This is a genomic window from Nitrospira sp., assembly GCA_015709715.1.
Taxonomy (GTDB): Bacteria; Nitrospirota; Nitrospiria; order Nitrospirales; family Nitrospiraceae; genus Nitrospira_A.
In genome coordinates this window covers 349,016-366,038 of sequence record CP054184.1, presented here as the reverse complement: position 1 = coordinate 366,038, position 17,023 = coordinate 349,016, and the positions used below count along the sequence as shown (strand labels likewise).

Here is a 17,023-nt window from a genome sequence, read left to right as displayed (position 1 = left end):
CCATACTCCATCAAGGAGGGTGCCATGGGACGAAAATACGATCTCGTCGATGTCATGGCGGCCATCGGATTGGTCGCCACTCTGTTCGGGGGGTATCTGTTGGTGACCGCCGCCGATGGATTTTGGCACGCTCCGTCGGTCTCGATTTCCGTTGCCGCTCCGTCCGCTGTGGAGGTCGGCAATGGGATGGAGTATCTGCAACCGACCTTAGGGCGGGCCATCGTGGCCGACGCCAGGGTGGATCGAGAGGCCCATCAGGCGATTTCGGTTGCCGCTGCCGAGCTGAACCACGCCATCACTGAGTACCAACTGTCGGAAACCACACTCATGAGCCCTTTGGTGTTGGCGGAGTTGACCGCTCTGGGCCAGGAAGTCGACCATGGCGCGCGCGTGCAGTACGTCATGGGGAAGACCATCGTCAACCACACGCGTCGTGGGATCGGCAGCGGCATTCTCTCGGCGGACCATTATGCGAGCGACTTTAATGCCAATCTGATCCGCACGGCCGAGCTGACCGGCCAGCGCATGCATGACCAGTTTGAGGCGATGAGGCAGCCCGCACTAGGACGGTCGATCGTGGAAGCCGTGCAGGAAGAGGATCGAATGACGGCGGCGATTCAGGAACGACTCGGCCGCGCGTTCGTCCAAGTCATTCAGGCGCAGGATCGTTACGAAGCGGCCAAGGCGGCGGAGCAAGTGCAGCTCGCCAGCGCCACGGTAGCCGCTCTCCGAAGCGAGGGCACGATGGAGGCGATGGCTTCGATGGAGAGCAAGCCGGTTGAAGCGATGGTGGTCGCGCGGCATTCGACCGCCTCGCCTGATGTGCCTCGCGGCTTCCTGATCCTGGCCTGCATGGGGCTGATCATCTTGTTCATCGGAGGATTGGCCTTGAGCAGCAGGAAGGGCGAGGTCGACAGCATTCCCTTGTGGAAACTTGAGACGCTCCTGCATCTGCACCGCTCAGCGAGATAACGGAGACAGGCTGGGAACAGACCTGCGGTTCCCAGGGTCATGCCGAGGAGGATCGAACATGTCGTGGGAAAACTGGGCCGTAGCGATCGGGCTCGGTGCGCTGCTCATGATGATGTTCATGCTGATGGAGCTATTCTTCGGGGAAGGGCGGCATCCTGCGGACCATTCGCACCGGAAGTAGCCGGAAGAAGGTCCGCAGACGTGCCACCGCGCCCGGCTCTCAATTCAGGCAGGACCAGAGTCCGGGAAGCATAAGCGTGGCCATGGCTTTGAGTTCAGACTCGGACTGAGGAGGAACGGCCGAGAAGGTAAGGCCGAAATGGGCGCCCTGGGCCCATCTGACGGTGGCGCGCCGTATAAGCATGGCTTGGTCGGAGGTGGGTTGAATGACAATGACGACCAGTTCCATGCCCACGCTGACCGCCTCGCGGCCGCGAATGCGCCCTCCGAAGGGAGTCAAATCTTCCGTGAGGCCGATGGTCTGGAAGTTTCCATTGGAGTAGTAGATCGGACATTGCACCGGGAGACGCTTGCTCCCCCGCTCGCGATAGGCCGTGCTCATCGTTCCCGTGATCCTTTCCTGGTTTGAGACAACTCTTCGATTGCTTGCGATCCCGCTATCTCGGCAGGCCGTCCGATCAGCGTTTGGCAGCCGATCATGACTGCGGCAAGGAGAGCGCCTGCGCCGTCCTTCGCGAGATCCGGAAGGGACGCCTCCCGTCCAGGGATGGACCCCTGGGCCACTTCCGTCCACAAACCGAAGGTCACCGTGACAGCGAGACCGCTCAACAGGGCATAGGGGAGCGGCCATCCGCGCAGTCGAAATCCCTGCATTACCAACCACGCCAATATTCCATAGGCCGGAACATGGGCCCAGTCCCGCCAGTCGTCCGGGACCAGGGCGAGCAGGGCTCCCGTGAGGCCGATGCCTGGCGAAGCGACTGCCAAACCGAGCAACAGAACCATGTATCCAAGGATCACGATGCAAACGACGACCATGATGAATGTCCCTTTCGATGGGCTCGCGCAACAGCGCGCAGAGTACGGCCTGCGTCGCGGCGGTACCATCGTGCCTTCGGTCGAGACACTCCTGCTTTCGAGGGGCTGAGCCGGAACGGCTCAGGATTGTTTAGCAGGCTTCTGGTGAATCCATTGTCCCGGTGCGGCGGCGAAGGCTTGATAGGCTTGGCCGAAACCAAGGACGAGATGCGCTTCGCTCATTTGAAATGTCCAGAGGGCGAAGTCTGCGAAGCCGAACAGCATCCGTGATTGGGGAAACTTGGCGAGATAGCGCTGCTGCACGTCGTCGTACGCGGGGTCGCTCTTGGAGAGGATCGCCGCTGTTCCTCGGAGGTTCATGCGTTGCAGGGCCAGGGGATTCCTGCCCGGTTCATCCGCCTCCGCAATGAACAGGCTGACGCGCGGGTCGTCCAACAGGTGTTGGGTGTGCAACGCCAGGCGGCTGAGGTGCACGTAGACACGGGACCAGTCCTCCCCGAGCAGAAAAGGGACATGGGAGCCGAAAGGGTGCCCCTGTCGCATGGTCAACAACACGCCGATGCGTACGCGCTCTAGCAACGAGGCCCAGGCTGCTTGAACTGCTTCCACTGACATGGATTCCGTTGTCGACATGGGTCTCCTCCTGGTGCCTGCATTGTAACTGTCGACAGGTAATTGTCCAACCATGACCTGCGTGGAGAGGGCAATCTTTGCGCCCTGAGGGCGAACAGGGTAACATGGGGCGCGGGTGGAGTCGCTCCACCGGACAAGCAGAAGAAGGGAGACCAGATGAAGGCCACGAACAAACGGATTGCGGCTGGTGTCGTGTTGGGCTTGTGTGCGGTGCTGGGGTTGTCCGCCTGCGGCGGCAAACAGGCAGAGATCAAGGAAGATCGGTTGACGGTCGGTCGCGTGCAAGGCGAAGTGAAGGTGGGGATGTCCGCCGCGCAAGTGGCGGAGCTGCTGGGATCGCCGAATATCGTGACGACCGATGACAAGCGTCGGGAGGTGTGGATCTATGACAAGGTGTCGACCGATCGAGTGGACACGGCCAGCTCGTCCTACGCCGGCCTGATCATTCTCGGCACGAATTCGAGCGATCGGTCCAGCTCCCAGCGCCAACGGACCCTGACGATCATCATCAAATACGACGAGGAAAAGAAGGTCCGCGACTTTGCCTACAATGCCACTCAGTTCTAGCCTCCCCTCTGCATTCGGTCGTCGTGTCGCTGTCGGTCTCGTGGCGGCGGCATCGTTCGCCTTCGCCCTGTCCATTGCCGGCTGCGTGCCGCACACGCAACCGGCGGAGCTGTTTCAACTGGCGCCGGAAAGCAGCGCCCATCGAGCGATGCAGACACGCTTTTTCGAGACCTCGAACCAACAAGAACTGCTGTCTGCGTCGGCCGCCGCACTCCAGGACCTCGGCTTCCAGATCGAAGAAAGCGTGCGCGAAGTCGGCTTCCTGCGGGCGGCCAAGGAGCGGAGTGCGCGCGAGTACGGACAGGATATCGGCCGGGTGTTGACCTGGTTGCTCTCGATGGGCCATGTGGTGATGCCGGTGGATCTGCACCAGAAGATCGCCGCCGCCCTCGTAGCCCGCCCGTTGAACCACGAGGGGGCCAGGCAGGAGGTTCGGATCATATTCTATCGGGTCGTCTGGAAGGGAGACGGGCAGGCCGACCGTAATTACATTCCGCCCGGAGAACAGACGATGGAAATGATCCGTGACCCGGAAATTTATCAGCAGTTTTTTGCCAAACTTTCGAAGGCCGTTTTTCTGGAAGCCCATACGATTTAGCCGTGAGGTCGCATGACTCGATCACAATCTTTCCGGACGCTGGTGTTATGGATGGGGCTGCTCTCTCTCTACGGGTGCACGGCACCGGAGCCTCGCCAGGAACTGTTCACACCGACGGATGCCCAGATGAAAATCCGGAGCGCGCAGACCAGGACCTTCGAGGTGAAGGACCGCACCGTCGCCATGCGGGGAGTGATTGCCGCGCTGCAGGACCTGGGCTTCATCATCGAACGCGCGAACGAACCACTCGGCCTCGTCACCGCGGCCAGATTTGCCGAGCCCAACTATCTGGATGTACTGGGTGTCACGGTGACGGTGCGTCAGCAAGAGGATAGCCGCACGATGGTGCGCGCCAATGCCATCTACAACAATAAACCGATCGACGATCCCAAGGTGTATCAGAATTTTTTTGCGGCGGTGGAGCGGTCGTTGTTCCTCACGAAGGAGTAGGCGGGTGGATGTGATCCCGCACAGACTCGCGTGTCATGGAGCGACAGGGCGGCTGCCGCCCCTTGCCTTGCTGGTGGGACTGTGGATGGTGACGGCCTGTTCGCCCTATGAATGGCGCCACGAGAACCAGTGGGAATCGAGGGATCAGATCTGGCTGTCCGAATCGAGTCAAGTCAAGGTCCGGGCTGCGCAAAGTCGATCGTTCGATACGACCGACCGCCTCAAAACGATTCGAGCCGTCGTGTCCACATTCCAGGACTTGGGATTTGTCGTGGAGGTCTTGGACGAGGAACTCGGCATCGTTTCGGGCAAGAAGTTCGACGATTACGAGGCGCCGAATCTGCATGATCCTTCCTACTATGTGTACCGCGACGACGGTTTGTTGATCCTTACCCGGCACTTTCGGTCGTGGGGCCCCTTTTATCACCGGAGCGATTTGGTGCGGCTGACGGTGACGGTCCGTCCACGAGGGGAGGGACAACTGGTCGTCCGTGCGAGTGCACAGTATTATCTCAGGGCTGTTGAAACCCCCGAGCCCTATCAGCAGTTCTTCCGGACGCTGGAGCAGGCCCTCTTCGTCCAAGCCCACGACCTGCCGTAGCGTTCCCGCCTGAGCCGGGTATTCGACCGAGATGGTCAACGGTGAACCGAGTTGACGGCTTCCTGCCGGGCTGCGCCGACCGTCCTGGTCGACTGGAGAACCGGGTCGAGGTTGAACGCCACGCTGATGCGAGGAGCCGTTCCTCGATAGGTCTTGACGGCATGGAAGAGCCATCCTGGGAACAGCAGGCATTGCCCCGAGATCGGGGTAAAGGAGATGCTGGTACCTGCATCATGGAGTTCCGTCAGGCTGTATCGCAGGTACGGAGCCAGCATGCGAGGCAGACATCCTCGCGGGTCGTACAGTTGGAGTTCTCCTCCTTGGCTCCGATCCGCTGAGACCTCGCCGACATCGACATAATAGACGCCGGCCCAGAAACTGCCCGGATGTGAATGGGCTGCATTGGCGCCGCCGTGCCGTTGCACGTTGGCCCAGACCTCCACGACCTCCCACTCGGGCCGACAGCCCGCTCGCTCGCACCGATCCGAAAAGCTCGTGACCTGTTTGGCGACTTCGAGAACCGGGGCGAAGAGTTCCTTGAGCGGTCCGCCGGCCCAGTCGAGCATCGACAAATCGTGCGGAGACGACCAGCCGACCACTTCGGCATCCCGATGAGCCGGTACGCTGGCTTCACGTTCGAGGATCAGCTTGGAGAGTTGGCTGTTGATGTGCGCATGAGACGCAGGGGTAAAGACGAGCAGGGGCGTGGAGAACAGGGGGCTGATCTGGAGCTCGATTTCGGTCGGCATGGAAGGTCTCCCATCCGCTCGTACGACCGTCGATCGGGCGGTAGCCTATGCGGTGCCCTCCTGGAAGTCAACCTAGGTGTTTCCCGGGGACGGGCTTGACAGAGGTGGGAGGTCGGCCTAGCCTGGGAGTGGCATTCGGCTGTCCATCGTTCAACGAGGGAGGGTATCATGACTGTCGCGCGTGTGACCGAGATCATCGCCGCCTCTCCAAAGAGTTTCGAGGATGCCATTCAGATCGGTATCGCTCGGGCCAACAAGACCCTACAGAACGTGAAGAGCGCCTGGGTCGAAGACCAAAAGGTGGACATCCAGGACGGCAAGATCAGCCAGTATCGCGTCGCGCTCAAGGTCACGTTCGTGCTCAATGAATAGGATGATGGCATGAAGAATGTGGAGTTGACCGTCGACGGCACCATCTTGACCATCAGAGTGGATTTGGCCAAGGAGTTCGGCCCCTCCGCATCCGGCAAGACGACTATCATCGCCTCCACCGAGGGGAACGTGACGATCCCCGGCCGCGAGGAAAAGATCGGCCTGAACGTGTACCGCAAGAAGTGAGGTCGAGCGGGTTGGCCGATCGAGGTGACGGGGCGGCATGAACGTGCGTGGCGGGCTGATCCTGCTGCTGGTGGCGTTCGTCGGCCTTCTCTTGGCGATCGGTGTCCGAACCTTCGTTCGCTGGGTGAAAGTCCAATCCCCTCGCTCGGCTCCCCTGATCCTTGCGGTCCTGGGCTTGTTGACGGCGGGGGCCGTCTGGCTGACGATGATGGAGGCCCGTGAGGGCCCCACATTTCAGCCGAACGATCTGGTCACCCTGCAAGAGCCGATCGTGGTCCGGTCCATTCCTCAAGATCGCGACGCGCGAGCCATCCCCTGTATCGTCGATCTGCACGAACATCTTGGCGTGCTGGACGTCGAAGGGGAGGGGCAGACCCTGCGCGCGCGAGTCGAAAGCAATAATACCTCCGCCGCCTCCTATTGCCCGATCGGGAGCGATGTGCGGGTGGAGGTGGCGTGGCTCCACCGCATGACGATTACGCGACGATCTCCACCTTCCCCAAGCCCCTGACCCAGCCATGTTGACCTAAACTAGGGTGTCTCCGAGGTCGGCGCGCGCGCAAAGCATGATAGCGTGCGACGGGTATCACATCGCCGGTCGACCTTTACGAAAGGAGAGAATCATGGCGCAGACAGCAGGGTTTACGTCTACGGTGTTCGACATGCTGAAAGAGGACCACCAGAAGGTGAAGGGGCTGTTTGAAGACTTCGAGACCGCCGAGGGGCGTGAGCGAGGGGAGATTGCCAAGACGGCGATGCAGGAATTGGACATCCATGCAGATCTCGAGGAGCGGCTCATTTATCCGGCCATTCGGGCAACGATCGACGACGACGCGATGATGAACGAGGCGGTCGAAGAACATCACGTCGTCCATGTCCTCATCGCAGAGTTGAAGAAGCTCAAGCCGTCGGATGAGAAGTTTCAGGCCAAGTTCAGCGTTCTGAGCGAGTTGGTGAAACACCATATCGAGGAAGAAGAAGAGGAACTCCTGCCGAAGGCCGAGGGATGCGACATCGACTGGGAAGAGCTGGAGGCGAAGGTACTGAAGCGGAAAGAAACGTTACTCGCAAAGGCGAACGGCGGCGGAAGCAGGAGCCGCACGAGAAAACCGAGCCGATGAGCGGAGTCATTTCCCGTCGTCACGAATGAACGAGGCCGCTGTTCCCTGAATGGAAACAGCGGCCTTTTTCGTTGACGATTACGTGCCTTATTGCACCGAGATCGAACCCTGCGTGGTCGCGAGCGAGGCGCTCGAATCCGACGAGGGTCGCACGGAATAGTTCACCGTGCCGATGCGGCTGAAGCAGAGTCCAGCCGTTTCGTTGCTGGAGAGGGTCGTGGAGTTGTCGATGCCCATCCCCATGGCTTTCGAGAAACCCTTGCGACAGGACACGTTGTGCTCCAGCGGTCCATCGATGTTCACCGTGACCGGCTCCTGCCGTTGATTGATCCATCGGACCTCATCTCCGGCTCGCACCGTCAAACTGGTCGGGGTGATGGTCTCGGTGATCACGATATTTTTCACCGTCCCGGTTTTGGTCCCGGCCTCCATTTCGGATCTTGTCTTGGACGCGGTCGGTGAACTGGAACAGGCGGCCAACGAGATGAGAGTCAGGGCAAGTAGGGAATATAAGACAACCTTCATGGAGTTCCTCCTTGGTACGATATGATGAGTGTGAGGTAGTATGTTTGCTTTTTTCACAGTACTGAGGCGCACCGCTCCACCGTACTCGGGAAACCCCGAGTAGGCATCGCACCGTCCGCTGGTTCATGAATAGTGGTTGTCGGGGCTCATGAAAACACAGAGCGGAAATGAGCGGGTGCGCTCTCAGTTTCGGTTACAAGCACGCCGACTGGATGGTTCGGTGGCAGCTGGATCATTACCTCGATCTCAGCACCGCCCAGCGACGGGACGTCAGTTCCCGAATGAAGCTGCTCCTGGTACGGCATCGCCTCGAAGCGTTGCCCCGATACGAGCAATTCCTCCACGATCTTCAGCAGCGCGTTGCACAAGGGTTGACCCCGGAGGATTTGGATTGGCTGTTCCGGTCCTACAATGCCCTTCGCGGAGACCTCCTAGAACGGCTGCTCCCCGACGGAAGCGCCGTCCTTACGGGTCTCACCGAATCGCAAATCCGGCACCTGGAACAGATCTTGAGCAAAGAGGAGAACAAAGCTGCCCGTGCGCTGGCTCGTCCTGTGGCGGAACGAGCGGATGAACGCAGCCGCAAGATCCTCGACCTTGTCGAAGAATGGATCGGCCCTCTGACGCCGGCACAGTCGGAACATCTACGGCGTTATGCCGTTGCCCTGTCGGAGATCCAGCGGGAATGGTGGCGGTATCGGAGACAACGTCATCAAGAGTTGGTATCACTCCTGCGCCAGTCGGCTTCGCCAGAGAGCAAAGTGAGCGGTCTCCGGCGATTGTTCGGCGGCATGGAGCAGAGCGGACCGGAGGCCTATTTCACGGGACTCAAGGAACTGCGCGTCGGTCTCGGCACCCTCCTCTTGGAAATGGACCGGCTGTTGACCTTGTCGCAGCGCCGCAAGGCGGTGGCCTCGCTACAAGCGCTGATCGATGAGATTCACAAGTTGGCGCAAGGGTAACGATCAGAACCCAATGACGCCGAACAGCCACAATAACAGAATCAGACTTACCGGCACTCCGAGCAACCATAAGAGAATCGGCATCGTCAGCCTCCTTTCACAAATCGGACGGTTCATCGTCAATCGATCCGAAGGAAAGGGCGCCGGGCTCATCCCCGACGCGCTTTCCTCCGCGATAGAGCGGACATTTCCGTCGGACAGGAGAAATGTGCGCTACCAACTGTACGATGGAATCGTTCATGCTTCGCCGCCACTAGGAGATGCCCTGGCAGCCTGCCCTTGACTCCCCGGGCGAGACGAGCCTAAGGTACTCACGTGGGAGGAGTTAACGCCCCGAGGGAATATTGGACATAAAGGGAATCGAGCGCTGAGGACGGTGTGCATGCCCGGCTCGTACCGGGAAGCCTGAAATCCTCCCGAGATTCCCGCCGTACCTAGCTCTCCTCGGTTAGGTGCGTGCTCCTCCCACCCAAATCCTTCCTGCCTGTCGTCCCGCATTCCCTCTCTTATCGTCGCGCTTCTCTTGGGCGCCGGCCTCAGGGAAAGGAATGTCATCAAGGCTTGACTCCATGAATCGTTCCCTGTAAACGACGAGAGATTACGTATCACGCAGCACGGCCCGAGCCGATTCGTTCCGATCACTTGCACGAGAGGTTGAATGGCCACCAAGACATCATCGACAGCGTATCTCTCTTCCATTGCGTCACGATCCCCCTCTCAGATCTCCCCACCCGCGCCCCCGTCCTCCCGCAAGAAGCCTCAAGACGCGGAGCGGACTGCCTCCGCCGTGACGGCTGTGGAAATGGGGGCGCGTCAGCGTGAGATTTCGGTGTCCGAGTTCTTTACGAAGAACCGACACCTGCTCGGCTTCGACAATCCGCGAAAGGCGTTGCTGACCTGTGTGAAGGAAGCGGTCGACAACGCCCTGGATGCCTGTGAAGAGGCGGGGATCCTGCCGGAGGTCATCGTGGCCTTGGAACCAGTGCAGAACGGGCACACGACGGTAGCTCCCAGCCAGGCGACGCGCTTTCGCATCACCGTGACCGACAACGGTCCGGGTATCGTCCGCCAACAGATCCCACGCATCTTTGCCAAGCTGCTCTACGGGTCCAAGTTCCATCGCATGCGGATGAGCCGGGGCCAGCAGGGGATCGGTATCTCGGCCGCCGGCATGTATGCCCAGCTCACGACGGGCAAGCCGGTGAAGGTCATCTCACGCACCGGCCCGCGCGCCGTCGCACACTATTTCGAAGTCCAGATCGACACGAAGAAGAACGAGCCCTTGGTGCATGAAAATAAGCGGATCGAGTGGACGCAGGCGCAGGGCACCGAGGTGTCGCTCGAAGTCGAAGGGCGCTACCAGAAAGGGCGCGCCTCAGTCGACGAATGGCTGGAGCAAACGTCGATCGCGAATCCTCACGTGCGTTTGCTCTACCGGACACCGGAGGGCGAGACAAAGGAATATCCGCGGACCTATCATGAACTGCCGCCCTCACCCAAAGAGATCAAGCCCCACCCGTACGGCATCGAATTCGGGATGCTGCTGAAGATGTTGCAGGATGCCAAGAGCCATACGGTGGCCGGGTTTCTTGCGAGTGATTTCTGTCGCGTATCTCCCGCCTTGGCCGAGGAGATCTGCAAAGCCTCCAAGCTGTCTCCCGGCACGAAACCGCGTGACGTGAAACACCAGGCGGCGGAGACCCTCTACAAGACGCTCCAAAGCACCAAGATCATGGCCCCGCCGACGAACTGCATTTCACCGATCGGCGAAAAAGCGATCCTGTCGGGGCTCTATAAACAGATCAAGGGCGAGTTCTATACGGCCGTCAGCAGGCCGCCGGCCGTCTATCGCGGCAATCCGTTCATCATCGAAGTGGGGTTGGCGTACGGAAAGAGTCCGGATGAGGTCGAAAAGCCGCAGGCGGCCTCCATGCCGCTGGCGGAGGGGGAAGCCGACGACCAGGATGCGGAACTCGCGCGTGTGATTCGGTATGCGAATCGGGTCCCATTGCTGTATCAGCAATCGGCCTGTTCCACGTTCAAGGCGGTGCTCACCACCTCTTGGCGCAACTATGGCGTGAGCCAGTCGCGTGGGGCCTTGCCGGGCGGTCCGATGGTGATCTTCGTCCACATGGCGTCGGTGTGGGTGCCTTTCACCAGCGAATCGAAAGAGGCCATTGCGGATTACGATGAGATCCAGAAGGAAATCACACTGGCTCTACGTGAGGCTGGGCGGCGGCTGGGACTCTTCCTGCGGCGTCGGGAACGGGCCGCCAACGAGTTCCGGCGTCGCAATATCTTTGATCTCTACATCGAGGAGGTCGTGGACGCCTGCAACCGGCTGAAGGGCGGCAACCTCCAGACGGAGAGATTGAAGGAGCAACTGCACAAGATCGCCGCTTCGCGCACGGGCGGGACGAAGACCGACGAGGCGTTGGGCAAGACGGGAGCCGGTCCGGAAGGGTTGCCCCATTCGATTATCGTGACGGCGGAGGGGATTGAAGGAGAGGTCGATGTGGCGGCGCAGCCAGCGACAGATGAGGCGCAGACTGCTTCCGCCGAGCCCGCCGTACCTGCTTGCGCGAGCAAGCCCTCGTCTCGGCGCCGCACCCCCAAGCCGGCTCCAATGAAGCGCACGAACAAGGCGGAGAAATAATGGCACGGATGAAAGTGAAACCCAACGGCGCGGTGGAAAAGAAACTGGTCGGGATGGCCGACGTGGTCATTACGGCGGCGCAGCGCACCAAAGACCCGACCTTTGCGATTCCCATGCGCGCCTTGTCGAACGTCTCGTTCAACCCGCGGAAGGGACTGATCGAGATGGGCGGCAAGACGCAGGCCCGCTCGTTTTTCAACGTGGGCATGGCCAAGAAGTTCATGCAGACCATGCTCGTGGCCGACGCCCTGTCCGAACTGCAGCGGGCGAACCTGACTACTTCGTTGCGGGAAATTTACTATCGTACGAAACACACGATCCGCGATTCGCACGAGAACACGTTCGATACCCAGGATGAGTCCGACCCGATCATCGAAGATCTGGAAGTGTCCCTGATCGCCCTTCGCGAAGAACTCCATGTGCGGGCGGAAAACAGCGGCAGCATCGTCGGCCCGGTGGTGTTCGGGGACGACGGCGATCGCGTGGATTGCGCCAAACTCGGCAAGGGCGGCTATTCCGTACCGTCCATCGTCGAGCCGGAATATCTGGAGATCCGGCGCTGCACGGCCGATTTCGTCCTCCTGGTCGAAAAGGGCACCCAGTGGAATCGGCTATCCGAAGATAAATTTTGGCGCCGGTACAATTGCGTGTTGCTCACAGGCAATGGCCAGCCGCCGCGCGGCGTGCGCCGCTTGGCCCGTCGCCTCCATGAGGAATATAAACTGCCGGTCTATGTGTTGGTGGATAACGATCCCTGGGGCTATTACATCTACTCCGTCGTCAAGCAGGGGTCGATCAATCTCGCCTTCGAGAGCCAACGCATGGCGATCCCGAAGGCCAAGTTCATCGGCCTGTCCAGCGCCGATCCCGAGCGCTATGAGTTGCCGCGCAATGTCGGCATCAAATTGAATGAAAAGGACATCGGCCGGGCGAAGGAACTGCTGAACTATCAGTGGTTCCAGAAGCCGGCCTGGCAGCAGGAAATCAAGCGCATGCTCACCAGCGGGTTGAAGTACGAACTCGACGCCCTGGCCAACAAGGACTTTCAGTATCTGACGAAGAAATACCTGCCGCGAAAGCTGAAAGAAAAGGATTGGTTGGACTAAGATAGCATTCAGGTGATGACATGCATATGCTGATGCTCACATTCCGGTCCTCGTTGAAAGAGCGGGTCCATGTATTGCTTGAGCAATGCGACGTGCGGGCCTACACCGAGCTGCCTGAGACCATCGGCGCGGGAGAGACGGGGCCCGCGGAAGCGGTGTCCTATTATCCAGGCGTCAATACTGTGATCATGGTGGCGGTGGATGAGCCGACGATGGAAAAGGTCGCCCAGGCCGTGAAGGCCTGGTGCGAAGATATCTTGCAGCGACCGGGTGGACAGAAGCCGGCTATCAGGGTCTTTAGCTGGCCTTGCCGGCAGTTGGTGTAACGATGGCCGGAGCCGGAGAACAGCCTCGCGTGAAACATCGATGGGCTTGGCCCTGGATCGGAGCCGGCCTTGTTCTGTGGTACATGGTTTCGCCGATTCCGTCGCGATCCCAGACGGTTCCTCCATCCGGGTTGCAGCAGACGCAACCGGGGCAGGCTCAAGGGCCCTTGGGAACGGCACCCCTGCCGAACCCCTTGCTACAATCGGCCACCATCACATCCACCGCTTCCGGAGCCAGTGCCCCGCAGCCGGTCACTACTCCGTCTAACAAAGGCAAATCGTTCGGCACGATCGGCAAGGACTTGCCAGGCATGTCCGGCGGGCCGCCGCTGACGGCCCCGATGGGGGCACAAGACCCCGCGTCGCGCTACATGCGGCCCCCAGTGATCCCCCCGCTGTTCTGCGATCCCTCGATCAATATTCCCTGTTAGCGTGGATCGGCGAATCCGCTTCCGTCTGACCAGGAAACAGCCGGCGGACGTTAGGAGATGCGGTTCGGTCGTCGAGGGGGATCGATGCGGATGCTGCCGGTCGGAGTCATGGCTCCATGGGGATCATCGGCGTCCAGCCACACGTTGAAACGAACGGTGGTGGGCTGAGAGAAGCAGAGGCTGACATGCTGCAGCGGGGGAATCGTGACGGTGTCGTCCAGCATGCCTAGCCTGGAAAAACCCTTATCACAGGCAATGACCTCGATAGCCCTATCCTCGAGCAATCGTAGGCGGACGGGGTGTTGGTTGAGATTTTGCCACCGTACCTCGTCTCCGACTTGGACGATCAGCTGACGCGGGGTGATTTCATTCCGGATGTTCACATAGCGAACTGCGCCGGTGAGGGGCGTTTTCGAGGCGCCGGCGCAGCCGGCTCCGAGAGCAATGGCCAGGAACAGGCAAGAGAACGAGAGGCGTTGAAGCATGCACGATGGTACAGGAGCACCTGCCTTCTTGCCTACTAGGAGGGTTCCTAGGCGGGCCGTTCCTGGGCTCGAATACACCTGCGAGTAGGGCGAGCGCCTCCGGTCGTCACTCGTCGCCTTGATCGGACCGCTCTGTCCCGCCAACGGTCAGGCTCGACCCCTTGATTCGATACTGCCCTCCCGCCCACGCACCGAGATCCAGCAACTGGCAACGCTCCGAGCAGAACGGGCGCCAGGGGTTGTCTTGCCATGTCGTCGGGTGATGGCACTCGGGGCAGTATGAGGAGGGAGGATGACGATCCGGTGTCGTCATGGGGCGTACCGTCAGGGTTGACGATACTCTATCACTCGCGTGCCGAACCCCGCAAACAGCTCTCCCGTGAGATAGGCCGTCTGAGCCTGATCCAGCCGACGCTTCCGGCGCATGTAGTCGTTGAGCAGGCGCCCATCCGCCGATCGATGGACATGGGGTTGTGAAAGGTTCATGCGATACCGTTCGATCGCTCCGGCGACCCGGCTGATGAACACCACCGTGCCGTCGGCTTCCGCGCGTTCCACGATTCCGATATGCGTCAGGGGATCGTTGGCCAGCCCGTCCCCATCGTAGTCCCACGTGTTGTCGAAAAAGACGAGGTCGCCTGCCTGGACGGCCGGTCCTCGATGGAGCCGACCATGCGCACGGAGGTGGTTGTAGATCAGGCGTACGCCGTTCTCCTTGCCATCCGCCACGCCGTCGTCGTAGAGATCGATGCCGTGCGCCAGGTAGACGGCGCGCGTGACGCCCGCACAATCATAGGCAATGCGGCGGCCGTGGCTTTCAATCGTAGTGGCGCCGATGAGGTCCATTGCCGTACGGACGATTGCCTCCCGTTTGCCGTCCACGGATTGAGGGCGGCAACAATCTGAACCAGGGACAGCCACCCGACGGACCTCTCGTGGAGAGGGACCGGCACAAGCCGACAAAAGGGTGAGCAGGCTCAGAGCGAGGAACCATCTGGCGGAGAGCAACATACGAAACCAAGTATAGCCGCTCTCGGAGATTACAGGCCGGCTTCCGAAAAGACTTTGCCGATCAGGGCCTGCGCGTCTTCCTGGATCTGCTGGAGATGCGTCGGGCCCTTGAAACTCTCGGCGTAGAGTTTGTACACGTCTTCCGTTCCGCTCGGGCGAGCCGCAAACCAGCCGTTCGCCGTGACCACCTTGAGGCCGCCGATCGCCGTCTTGTTGCCCGGCGCCTCCGTGAGCATGGCCGAGATCGGGTCCCCTGCCAAAGTCCGGCTCGAGACCTGCGCGGGAGAAAGTTTTTGCAACACGGCCTTTTGGGCGCGCGTGGCCGGCGCATCGATCCGTTCGTACAGCGGATCACCCAGGGTAGTGGTCAGATCCCGATACAGCCGAGCCGGGTCCTTCCCCGTCACGGCCAACATTTCCGCCGCCAGCAGGTCCATGATGATGCCGTCCTTGTCGGTCACCCAAGTGGTTCCGTCCCGCCGCAGAAATGCCGCGCCCGCGCTCTCCTCGCCGCCGAATCCCAGCGACCCGTCCTTCAGGCCTGGCACGAACCACTTGAATCCCACCGGCACTTCAACCAGCGGCCGTCGGGCTTGCGCCGCCACACGGTCGATCATGCTGCTGCTCACGATGGTTTTGCCGACGCCGGCCCTGGCGCTCCAGCCTGGGCGGTGGGAAAAGAGGTAGGAGATGGAGGCCGTCAGGTAATGGTTGGGATTCATCAATCCGGCCCCTGGTGTCACGATGCCGTGGCGATCGGTGTCGGTGTCGTTGCCGAAGGCCAGATCGAAACGGTCCTTCAGCTTGATCAATGAGGCCATGGCATAGGGCGACGAACAGTCCATGCGGATCTTGCCGTCCCAATCCAGCGTCATGAAGCGGAAGGTCGGATCGACCCGGTCGTTCACGATCTCGAGGTCCAGCCCGTACCGTTCGGCGAGCGGACGCCAGTAGGCCTGTGCTGCGCCGCCCAAGGGATCGACGCCGAGGCGCAGCTTTGCCGCCTTGATGCGCTCCAGATCGACCACGTGAATTAGGTCCGCGAGGTAGGTTCCGACGAAATCATACCGGCTCGTGGTGGAAGCCTTCAGGGCCTGCTCGTAGGGAACACGTGTGACACCATGGAGTCCGGCCGCCAGGAGTGCATTGGCGCGCTGCTCGATCGCCTTCGTCACCTCGGTATCCGCCGGGCCGCCATGAGGGGGGTTATATTTGAAGCCCCCATCCTCGGGCGGATTGTGCGAGGGCGTGATGATGATCCCGTCCGCCAAGCCGGAAGTCCGGCCGCGATTGTGCGTGAGGATCGCGTGGGACATGACCGGTGTCGGAGTGTACCCGTCCGCCTGGTCAATCAAAATCTGCACCCGGTTACCGGCCAGCACTTCGAGGGCTGTGCGGTGAGCGGGGGCGGAGAGGGCATGGGTATCCTTGCCGACAAAGAGGGGACCCGTGATACCGGCCTGCGTGCGGTATTCGCAGATGGCCTGCGTGATGGCTAGAATGTGAGCTTCATTGAACGTGCGCCGAAGTGAAGAGCCGCGATGGCCGCTTGTCCCGAAGCTCACGCGCTGCTGGGGGTCGGCGGGATCCGGCGCATCGGCATGATAGGCGGATTCCAGTCTCTGCAGATCGACCAATTGATCGAGTTGAGCCGGCTGACCGGCACGAGGGTGAAGCGTCATGGTATCTCCCGATTCAAGCGGTGTGAGTACCGGGCCTGCGTACCGCGCCAGTATATCGACCTGGAGAAAGAATGTCAGGGGTGCCTTGCTTGCGGCTGCCTTTGCGCGGGTGCTAAGATCCGCTCATCAGAAAGAGAGAGGACGTCCATGCCGAACATCACGCTCTTGCACTCGCCGACCTGTGGCGCCTGCCCCTCGGCCAAACGTGTCTGGAAGGAATTAAGGGTAAAGTATAGCTTTAGCTATCGCGAAGTGGATATTACGACGCCGGATGGCCAAGAGTTGGCCAATCGGCATTCCGTGCGGGCGGTTCCGGCCACCATCATCGATGGGCGGCTGACGTTCGTGGGGGTTCCGTCCAGGCAAAGCGCGGAGAAAGCGCTGCAATTGAAGATGAGGCCGCAAGGGGCGTGAAAGGGAAATACCATGACCGTTCCTGATGAAGACGATTTCGAATTGCCGGTTCTCCCCGTGATCGACAAGGGGCCCCCGCCCGACTGTGGCATCTGCGGAGAGCCCATGTCGTTCATCGATGGAGACTGGGCCTGCGTGGACTGTAACGGAGAGATCCTCGGACCGGAAACCGGCTAG

25 protein-coding genes and 1 pseudogene are annotated in these 17,023 nt (G+C 60.6%); 16 read left to right on the top strand and 10 right to left on the bottom strand.

From position 1 onward, the window contains the following. Window positions 1-24 precede the first annotated feature (24 nt). Window positions 25-972 (top strand): hypothetical protein, encoded by a 948-nt coding sequence (locus tag HRU82_01730; GenBank protein QOJ33744.1) that lies wholly within the window; start codon window positions 25-27, stop codon window positions 970-972. A 220-nt stretch (window positions 973-1,192) separates the two neighbouring features. On the opposite strand, the gene HRU82_01725 is transcribed toward HRU82_01730, so the two are convergent. The 3 genes from HRU82_01725 to HRU82_01715 all read right to left on the bottom strand — a co-directional run bounded on the left by HRU82_01725 (window position 1,193) and on the right by HRU82_01715 (window position 2,604). Then, window positions 1,193-1,534: a PilZ domain-containing protein gene (locus tag HRU82_01725; protein ID QOJ33743.1), complete on the bottom strand. Its 342-nt coding sequence runs from the start codon at window positions 1,532-1,534 to the stop codon at window positions 1,193-1,195. After that, window positions 1,531-1,971 (bottom strand): VanZ family protein, encoded by a 441-nt coding sequence (gene vanZ, locus HRU82_01720; GenBank protein QOJ33742.1) that lies wholly within the window; start codon window positions 1,969-1,971, stop codon window positions 1,531-1,533. Before vanZ ends, HRU82_01725 begins: the two co-directional genes overlap by 4 nt. Window positions 1,972-2,091: 120 nt before the next feature. Further along, window positions 2,092-2,604, bottom strand: a complete 513-nt coding sequence (locus HRU82_01715) for a pyridoxamine 5'-phosphate oxidase family protein (GenBank protein ID QOJ33741.1) — start codon at window positions 2,602-2,604, stop codon at window positions 2,092-2,094. A gap of 156 nt (window positions 2,605-2,760) precedes the next feature. Here HRU82_01715 and bamE point away from each other — a divergent pair, with 156 nt between their 5' ends. From bamE to HRU82_01695, 4 genes are read left to right on the top strand one after another with little or no spacing between them, the layout of a single operon-like run. Further along, window positions 2,761-3,171: an outer membrane protein assembly factor BamE gene (gene bamE, locus HRU82_01710; GenBank protein QOJ33740.1), complete on the top strand. Its 411-nt coding sequence runs from the start codon at window positions 2,761-2,763 to the stop codon at window positions 3,169-3,171. Between the two features lie 40 nt (window positions 3,172-3,211). Continuing rightward, window positions 3,212-3,769 (top strand): hypothetical protein, encoded by a 558-nt coding sequence (locus HRU82_01705; protein QOJ37076.1) that lies wholly within the window; start codon window positions 3,212-3,214, stop codon window positions 3,767-3,769. Between the two features lie 12 nt (window positions 3,770-3,781). Further along, complete coding sequence (locus tag HRU82_01700) at window positions 3,782-4,219, top strand: hypothetical protein (protein QOJ33739.1); 438 nt, start codon at window positions 3,782-3,784, stop codon at window positions 4,217-4,219. A 4-nt stretch (window positions 4,220-4,223) separates the two neighbouring features. Then, window positions 4,224-4,820, top strand: a complete 597-nt coding sequence (locus HRU82_01695; GenBank protein QOJ33738.1) for a hypothetical protein — start codon at window positions 4,224-4,226, stop codon at window positions 4,818-4,820. A gap of 35 nt (window positions 4,821-4,855) precedes the next feature. Here HRU82_01695 and HRU82_01690 read toward each other — a convergent pair whose 3' ends face one another. Further along, window positions 4,856-5,569: a hypothetical protein gene (locus HRU82_01690; protein ID QOJ33737.1), complete on the bottom strand. Its 714-nt coding sequence runs from the start codon at window positions 5,567-5,569 to the stop codon at window positions 4,856-4,858. Between the two features lie 168 nt (window positions 5,570-5,737). Here HRU82_01690 and HRU82_01685 point away from each other — a divergent pair, with 168 nt between their 5' ends. The 4 genes from HRU82_01685 (at window position 5,738) to HRU82_01670 (ending at window position 7,248) form a co-directional block, all read left to right on the top strand. After that, a complete protein-coding gene (locus HRU82_01685; protein QOJ33736.1) occupies window positions 5,738-5,941 on the top strand; it encodes a dodecin domain-containing protein in 204 nt (67 codons plus the stop codon). A gap of 9 nt (window positions 5,942-5,950) precedes the next feature. Beyond that, the gene (locus HRU82_01680) at window positions 5,951-6,127 is read left to right on the top strand and encodes a hypothetical protein (GenBank protein ID QOJ33735.1); all 177 of its coding nucleotides are present in this window, start codon (window positions 5,951-5,953) and stop codon (window positions 6,125-6,127) included. A 37-nt stretch (window positions 6,128-6,164) separates the two neighbouring features. Then, window positions 6,165-6,638 (top strand): hypothetical protein, encoded by a 474-nt coding sequence (locus HRU82_01675; GenBank protein ID QOJ33734.1) that lies wholly within the window; start codon window positions 6,165-6,167, stop codon window positions 6,636-6,638. A gap of 112 nt (window positions 6,639-6,750) precedes the next feature. After that, window positions 6,751-7,248: a hemerythrin domain-containing protein gene (locus tag HRU82_01670; protein QOJ33733.1), complete on the top strand. Its 498-nt coding sequence runs from the start codon at window positions 6,751-6,753 to the stop codon at window positions 7,246-7,248. Between the two features lie 87 nt (window positions 7,249-7,335). Here the strand turns inward: HRU82_01670 and HRU82_01665 are convergent, their stop codons facing one another. Next, window positions 7,336-7,773, bottom strand: coding sequence for a hypothetical protein (locus tag HRU82_01665; GenBank protein ID QOJ33732.1), 438 nt, complete (start codon window positions 7,771-7,773; stop codon window positions 7,336-7,338). 212 nt (window positions 7,774-7,985) lie between these two features. Between HRU82_01665 and HRU82_01660 the strand changes: the two genes are divergently transcribed. Next, window positions 7,986-8,735, top strand: coding sequence for a hypothetical protein (locus HRU82_01660; GenBank protein QOJ33731.1), 750 nt, complete (start codon window positions 7,986-7,988; stop codon window positions 8,733-8,735). Window positions 8,736-8,832: 97 nt separating this feature from the next. Here the strand turns inward: HRU82_01660 and HRU82_01655 are convergent, their stop codons facing one another. Further along, window positions 8,833-8,976, bottom strand: coding sequence for a hypothetical protein (locus HRU82_01655; GenBank protein QOJ33730.1), 144 nt, complete (start codon window positions 8,974-8,976; stop codon window positions 8,833-8,835). A 546-nt stretch (window positions 8,977-9,522) separates the two neighbouring features. On the opposite strand from HRU82_01655, the pseudogene HRU82_01650 reads away from it, so the two are divergent. From HRU82_01650 to HRU82_01635, 4 genes and pseudogenes are all read left to right on the top strand, one after another. Continuing rightward, a pseudogene (locus HRU82_01650) lies at window positions 9,523-11,256 on the top strand (DNA topoisomerase VI subunit B). A gap of 134 nt (window positions 11,257-11,390) precedes the next feature. After that, a complete protein-coding gene (locus HRU82_01645) occupies window positions 11,391-12,497 on the top strand; it encodes a DNA topoisomerase IV subunit A (protein QOJ33729.1) in 1,107 nt (368 codons plus the stop codon). A gap of 20 nt (window positions 12,498-12,517) precedes the next feature. Then, window positions 12,518-12,823 (top strand): hypothetical protein, encoded by a 306-nt coding sequence (locus HRU82_01640; protein ID QOJ33728.1) that lies wholly within the window; start codon window positions 12,518-12,520, stop codon window positions 12,821-12,823. A 2-nt stretch (window positions 12,824-12,825) separates the two neighbouring features. Next, window positions 12,826-13,254 carry a hypothetical protein gene (locus HRU82_01635; GenBank protein ID QOJ33727.1) on the top strand — a complete coding sequence of 143 codons (429 nt, stop codon included), beginning with the start codon at window positions 12,826-12,828 and terminating at the stop codon, window positions 13,252-13,254. A gap of 50 nt (window positions 13,255-13,304) precedes the next feature. On the opposite strand, the gene HRU82_01630 is transcribed toward HRU82_01635, so the two are convergent. The 4 genes from HRU82_01630 to HRU82_01615 all read right to left on the bottom strand — a co-directional run bounded on the left by HRU82_01630 (window position 13,305) and on the right by HRU82_01615 (window position 16,432). Beyond that, window positions 13,305-13,739, bottom strand: coding sequence for a hypothetical protein (locus HRU82_01630; GenBank protein ID QOJ33726.1), 435 nt, complete (start codon window positions 13,737-13,739; stop codon window positions 13,305-13,307). Between the two features lie 106 nt (window positions 13,740-13,845). Further along, window positions 13,846-14,052, bottom strand: coding sequence for a DNA gyrase inhibitor YacG (locus tag HRU82_01625; protein QOJ33725.1), 207 nt, complete (start codon window positions 14,050-14,052; stop codon window positions 13,846-13,848). A gap of 11 nt (window positions 14,053-14,063) precedes the next feature. Continuing rightward, entirely contained in the window at window positions 14,064-14,621 is a 558-nt protein-coding gene (locus tag HRU82_01620; protein QOJ33724.1) for a C40 family peptidase, read from the bottom strand. A gap of 158 nt (window positions 14,622-14,779) precedes the next feature. After that, window positions 14,780-16,432 carry an alpha-D-glucose phosphate-specific phosphoglucomutase gene (locus HRU82_01615; GenBank protein ID QOJ33723.1) on the bottom strand — a complete coding sequence of 551 codons (1,653 nt, stop codon included), beginning with the start codon at window positions 16,430-16,432 and terminating at the stop codon, window positions 14,780-14,782. Window positions 16,433-16,579: 147 nt separating this feature from the next. Here HRU82_01615 and HRU82_01610 point away from each other — a divergent pair, with 147 nt between their 5' ends. Both HRU82_01610 and HRU82_01605 read left to right on the top strand, forming a co-directional pair. Next, complete coding sequence (locus HRU82_01610) at window positions 16,580-16,846, top strand: thioredoxin family protein (GenBank protein ID QOJ33722.1); 267 nt, start codon at window positions 16,580-16,582, stop codon at window positions 16,844-16,846. 12 nt (window positions 16,847-16,858) lie between these two features. Further along, the gene (locus HRU82_01605; GenBank protein ID QOJ33721.1) at window positions 16,859-17,023 is read left to right on the top strand and encodes a hypothetical protein; all 165 of its coding nucleotides are present in this window, start codon (window positions 16,859-16,861) and stop codon (window positions 17,021-17,023) included.

What these genes read in the sequence shown, in the direction of transcription:
- HRU82_01730 (QOJ33744.1), top strand. Translation starts at nt 25, where the DNA reads ATGGGACGAAAATACGATCTCGTCGATGTCATGGCGGCCATCGGATTG.
- HRU82_01725 (QOJ33743.1), bottom strand. Translation starts at nt 1,534, where the DNA reads ATGAGCACGGCCTATCGCGAGCGGGGGAGCAAGCGTCTCCCGGTGCAA.
- vanZ (QOJ33742.1), bottom strand. Translation starts at nt 1,971, where the DNA reads ATGGTCGTCGTTTGCATCGTGATCCTTGGATACATGGTTCTGTTGCTC.
- HRU82_01715 (QOJ33741.1), bottom strand. Translation starts at nt 2,604, where the DNA reads ATGTCGACAACGGAATCCATGTCAGTGGAAGCAGTTCAAGCAGCCTGG.
- bamE (QOJ33740.1), top strand. Translation starts at nt 2,761, where the DNA reads ATGAAGGCCACGAACAAACGGATTGCGGCTGGTGTCGTGTTGGGCTTG.
- HRU82_01700 (QOJ33739.1), top strand. Translation starts at nt 3,782, where the DNA reads ATGACTCGATCACAATCTTTCCGGACGCTGGTGTTATGGATGGGGCTG.
- HRU82_01690 (QOJ33737.1), bottom strand. Translation starts at nt 5,569, where the DNA reads ATGCCGACCGAAATCGAGCTCCAGATCAGCCCCCTGTTCTCCACGCCC.
- HRU82_01685 (QOJ33736.1), top strand. Translation starts at nt 5,738, where the DNA reads ATGACTGTCGCGCGTGTGACCGAGATCATCGCCGCCTCTCCAAAGAGT.
- HRU82_01680 (QOJ33735.1), top strand. Translation starts at nt 5,951, where the DNA reads ATGAAGAATGTGGAGTTGACCGTCGACGGCACCATCTTGACCATCAGA.
- HRU82_01675 (QOJ33734.1), top strand. Translation starts at nt 6,165, where the DNA reads ATGAACGTGCGTGGCGGGCTGATCCTGCTGCTGGTGGCGTTCGTCGGC.
- HRU82_01670 (QOJ33733.1), top strand. Translation starts at nt 6,751, where the DNA reads ATGGCGCAGACAGCAGGGTTTACGTCTACGGTGTTCGACATGCTGAAA.
- HRU82_01665 (QOJ33732.1), bottom strand. Translation starts at nt 7,773, where the DNA reads ATGAAGGTTGTCTTATATTCCCTACTTGCCCTGACTCTCATCTCGTTG.
- HRU82_01660 (QOJ33731.1), top strand. Translation starts at nt 7,986, where the DNA reads ATGGTTCGGTGGCAGCTGGATCATTACCTCGATCTCAGCACCGCCCAG.
- HRU82_01655 (QOJ33730.1), bottom strand. Translation starts at nt 8,976, where the DNA reads ATGAACGATTCCATCGTACAGTTGGTAGCGCACATTTCTCCTGTCCGA.
- HRU82_01645 (QOJ33729.1), top strand. Translation starts at nt 11,391, where the DNA reads ATGGCACGGATGAAAGTGAAACCCAACGGCGCGGTGGAAAAGAAACTG.
- HRU82_01640 (QOJ33728.1), top strand. Translation starts at nt 12,518, where the DNA reads ATGCATATGCTGATGCTCACATTCCGGTCCTCGTTGAAAGAGCGGGTC.
- HRU82_01635 (QOJ33727.1), top strand. Translation starts at nt 12,826, where the DNA reads ATGGCCGGAGCCGGAGAACAGCCTCGCGTGAAACATCGATGGGCTTGG.
- HRU82_01630 (QOJ33726.1), bottom strand. Translation starts at nt 13,739, where the DNA reads ATGCTTCAACGCCTCTCGTTCTCTTGCCTGTTCCTGGCCATTGCTCTC.
- HRU82_01625 (QOJ33725.1), bottom strand. Translation starts at nt 14,052, where the DNA reads ATGACGACACCGGATCGTCATCCTCCCTCCTCATACTGCCCCGAGTGC.
- HRU82_01615 (QOJ33723.1), bottom strand. Translation starts at nt 16,432, where the DNA reads ATGACGCTTCACCCTCGTGCCGGTCAGCCGGCTCAACTCGATCAATTG.
- HRU82_01610 (QOJ33722.1), top strand. Translation starts at nt 16,580, where the DNA reads ATGCCGAACATCACGCTCTTGCACTCGCCGACCTGTGGCGCCTGCCCC.
- HRU82_01605 (QOJ33721.1), top strand. Translation starts at nt 16,859, where the DNA reads ATGACCGTTCCTGATGAAGACGATTTCGAATTGCCGGTTCTCCCCGTG.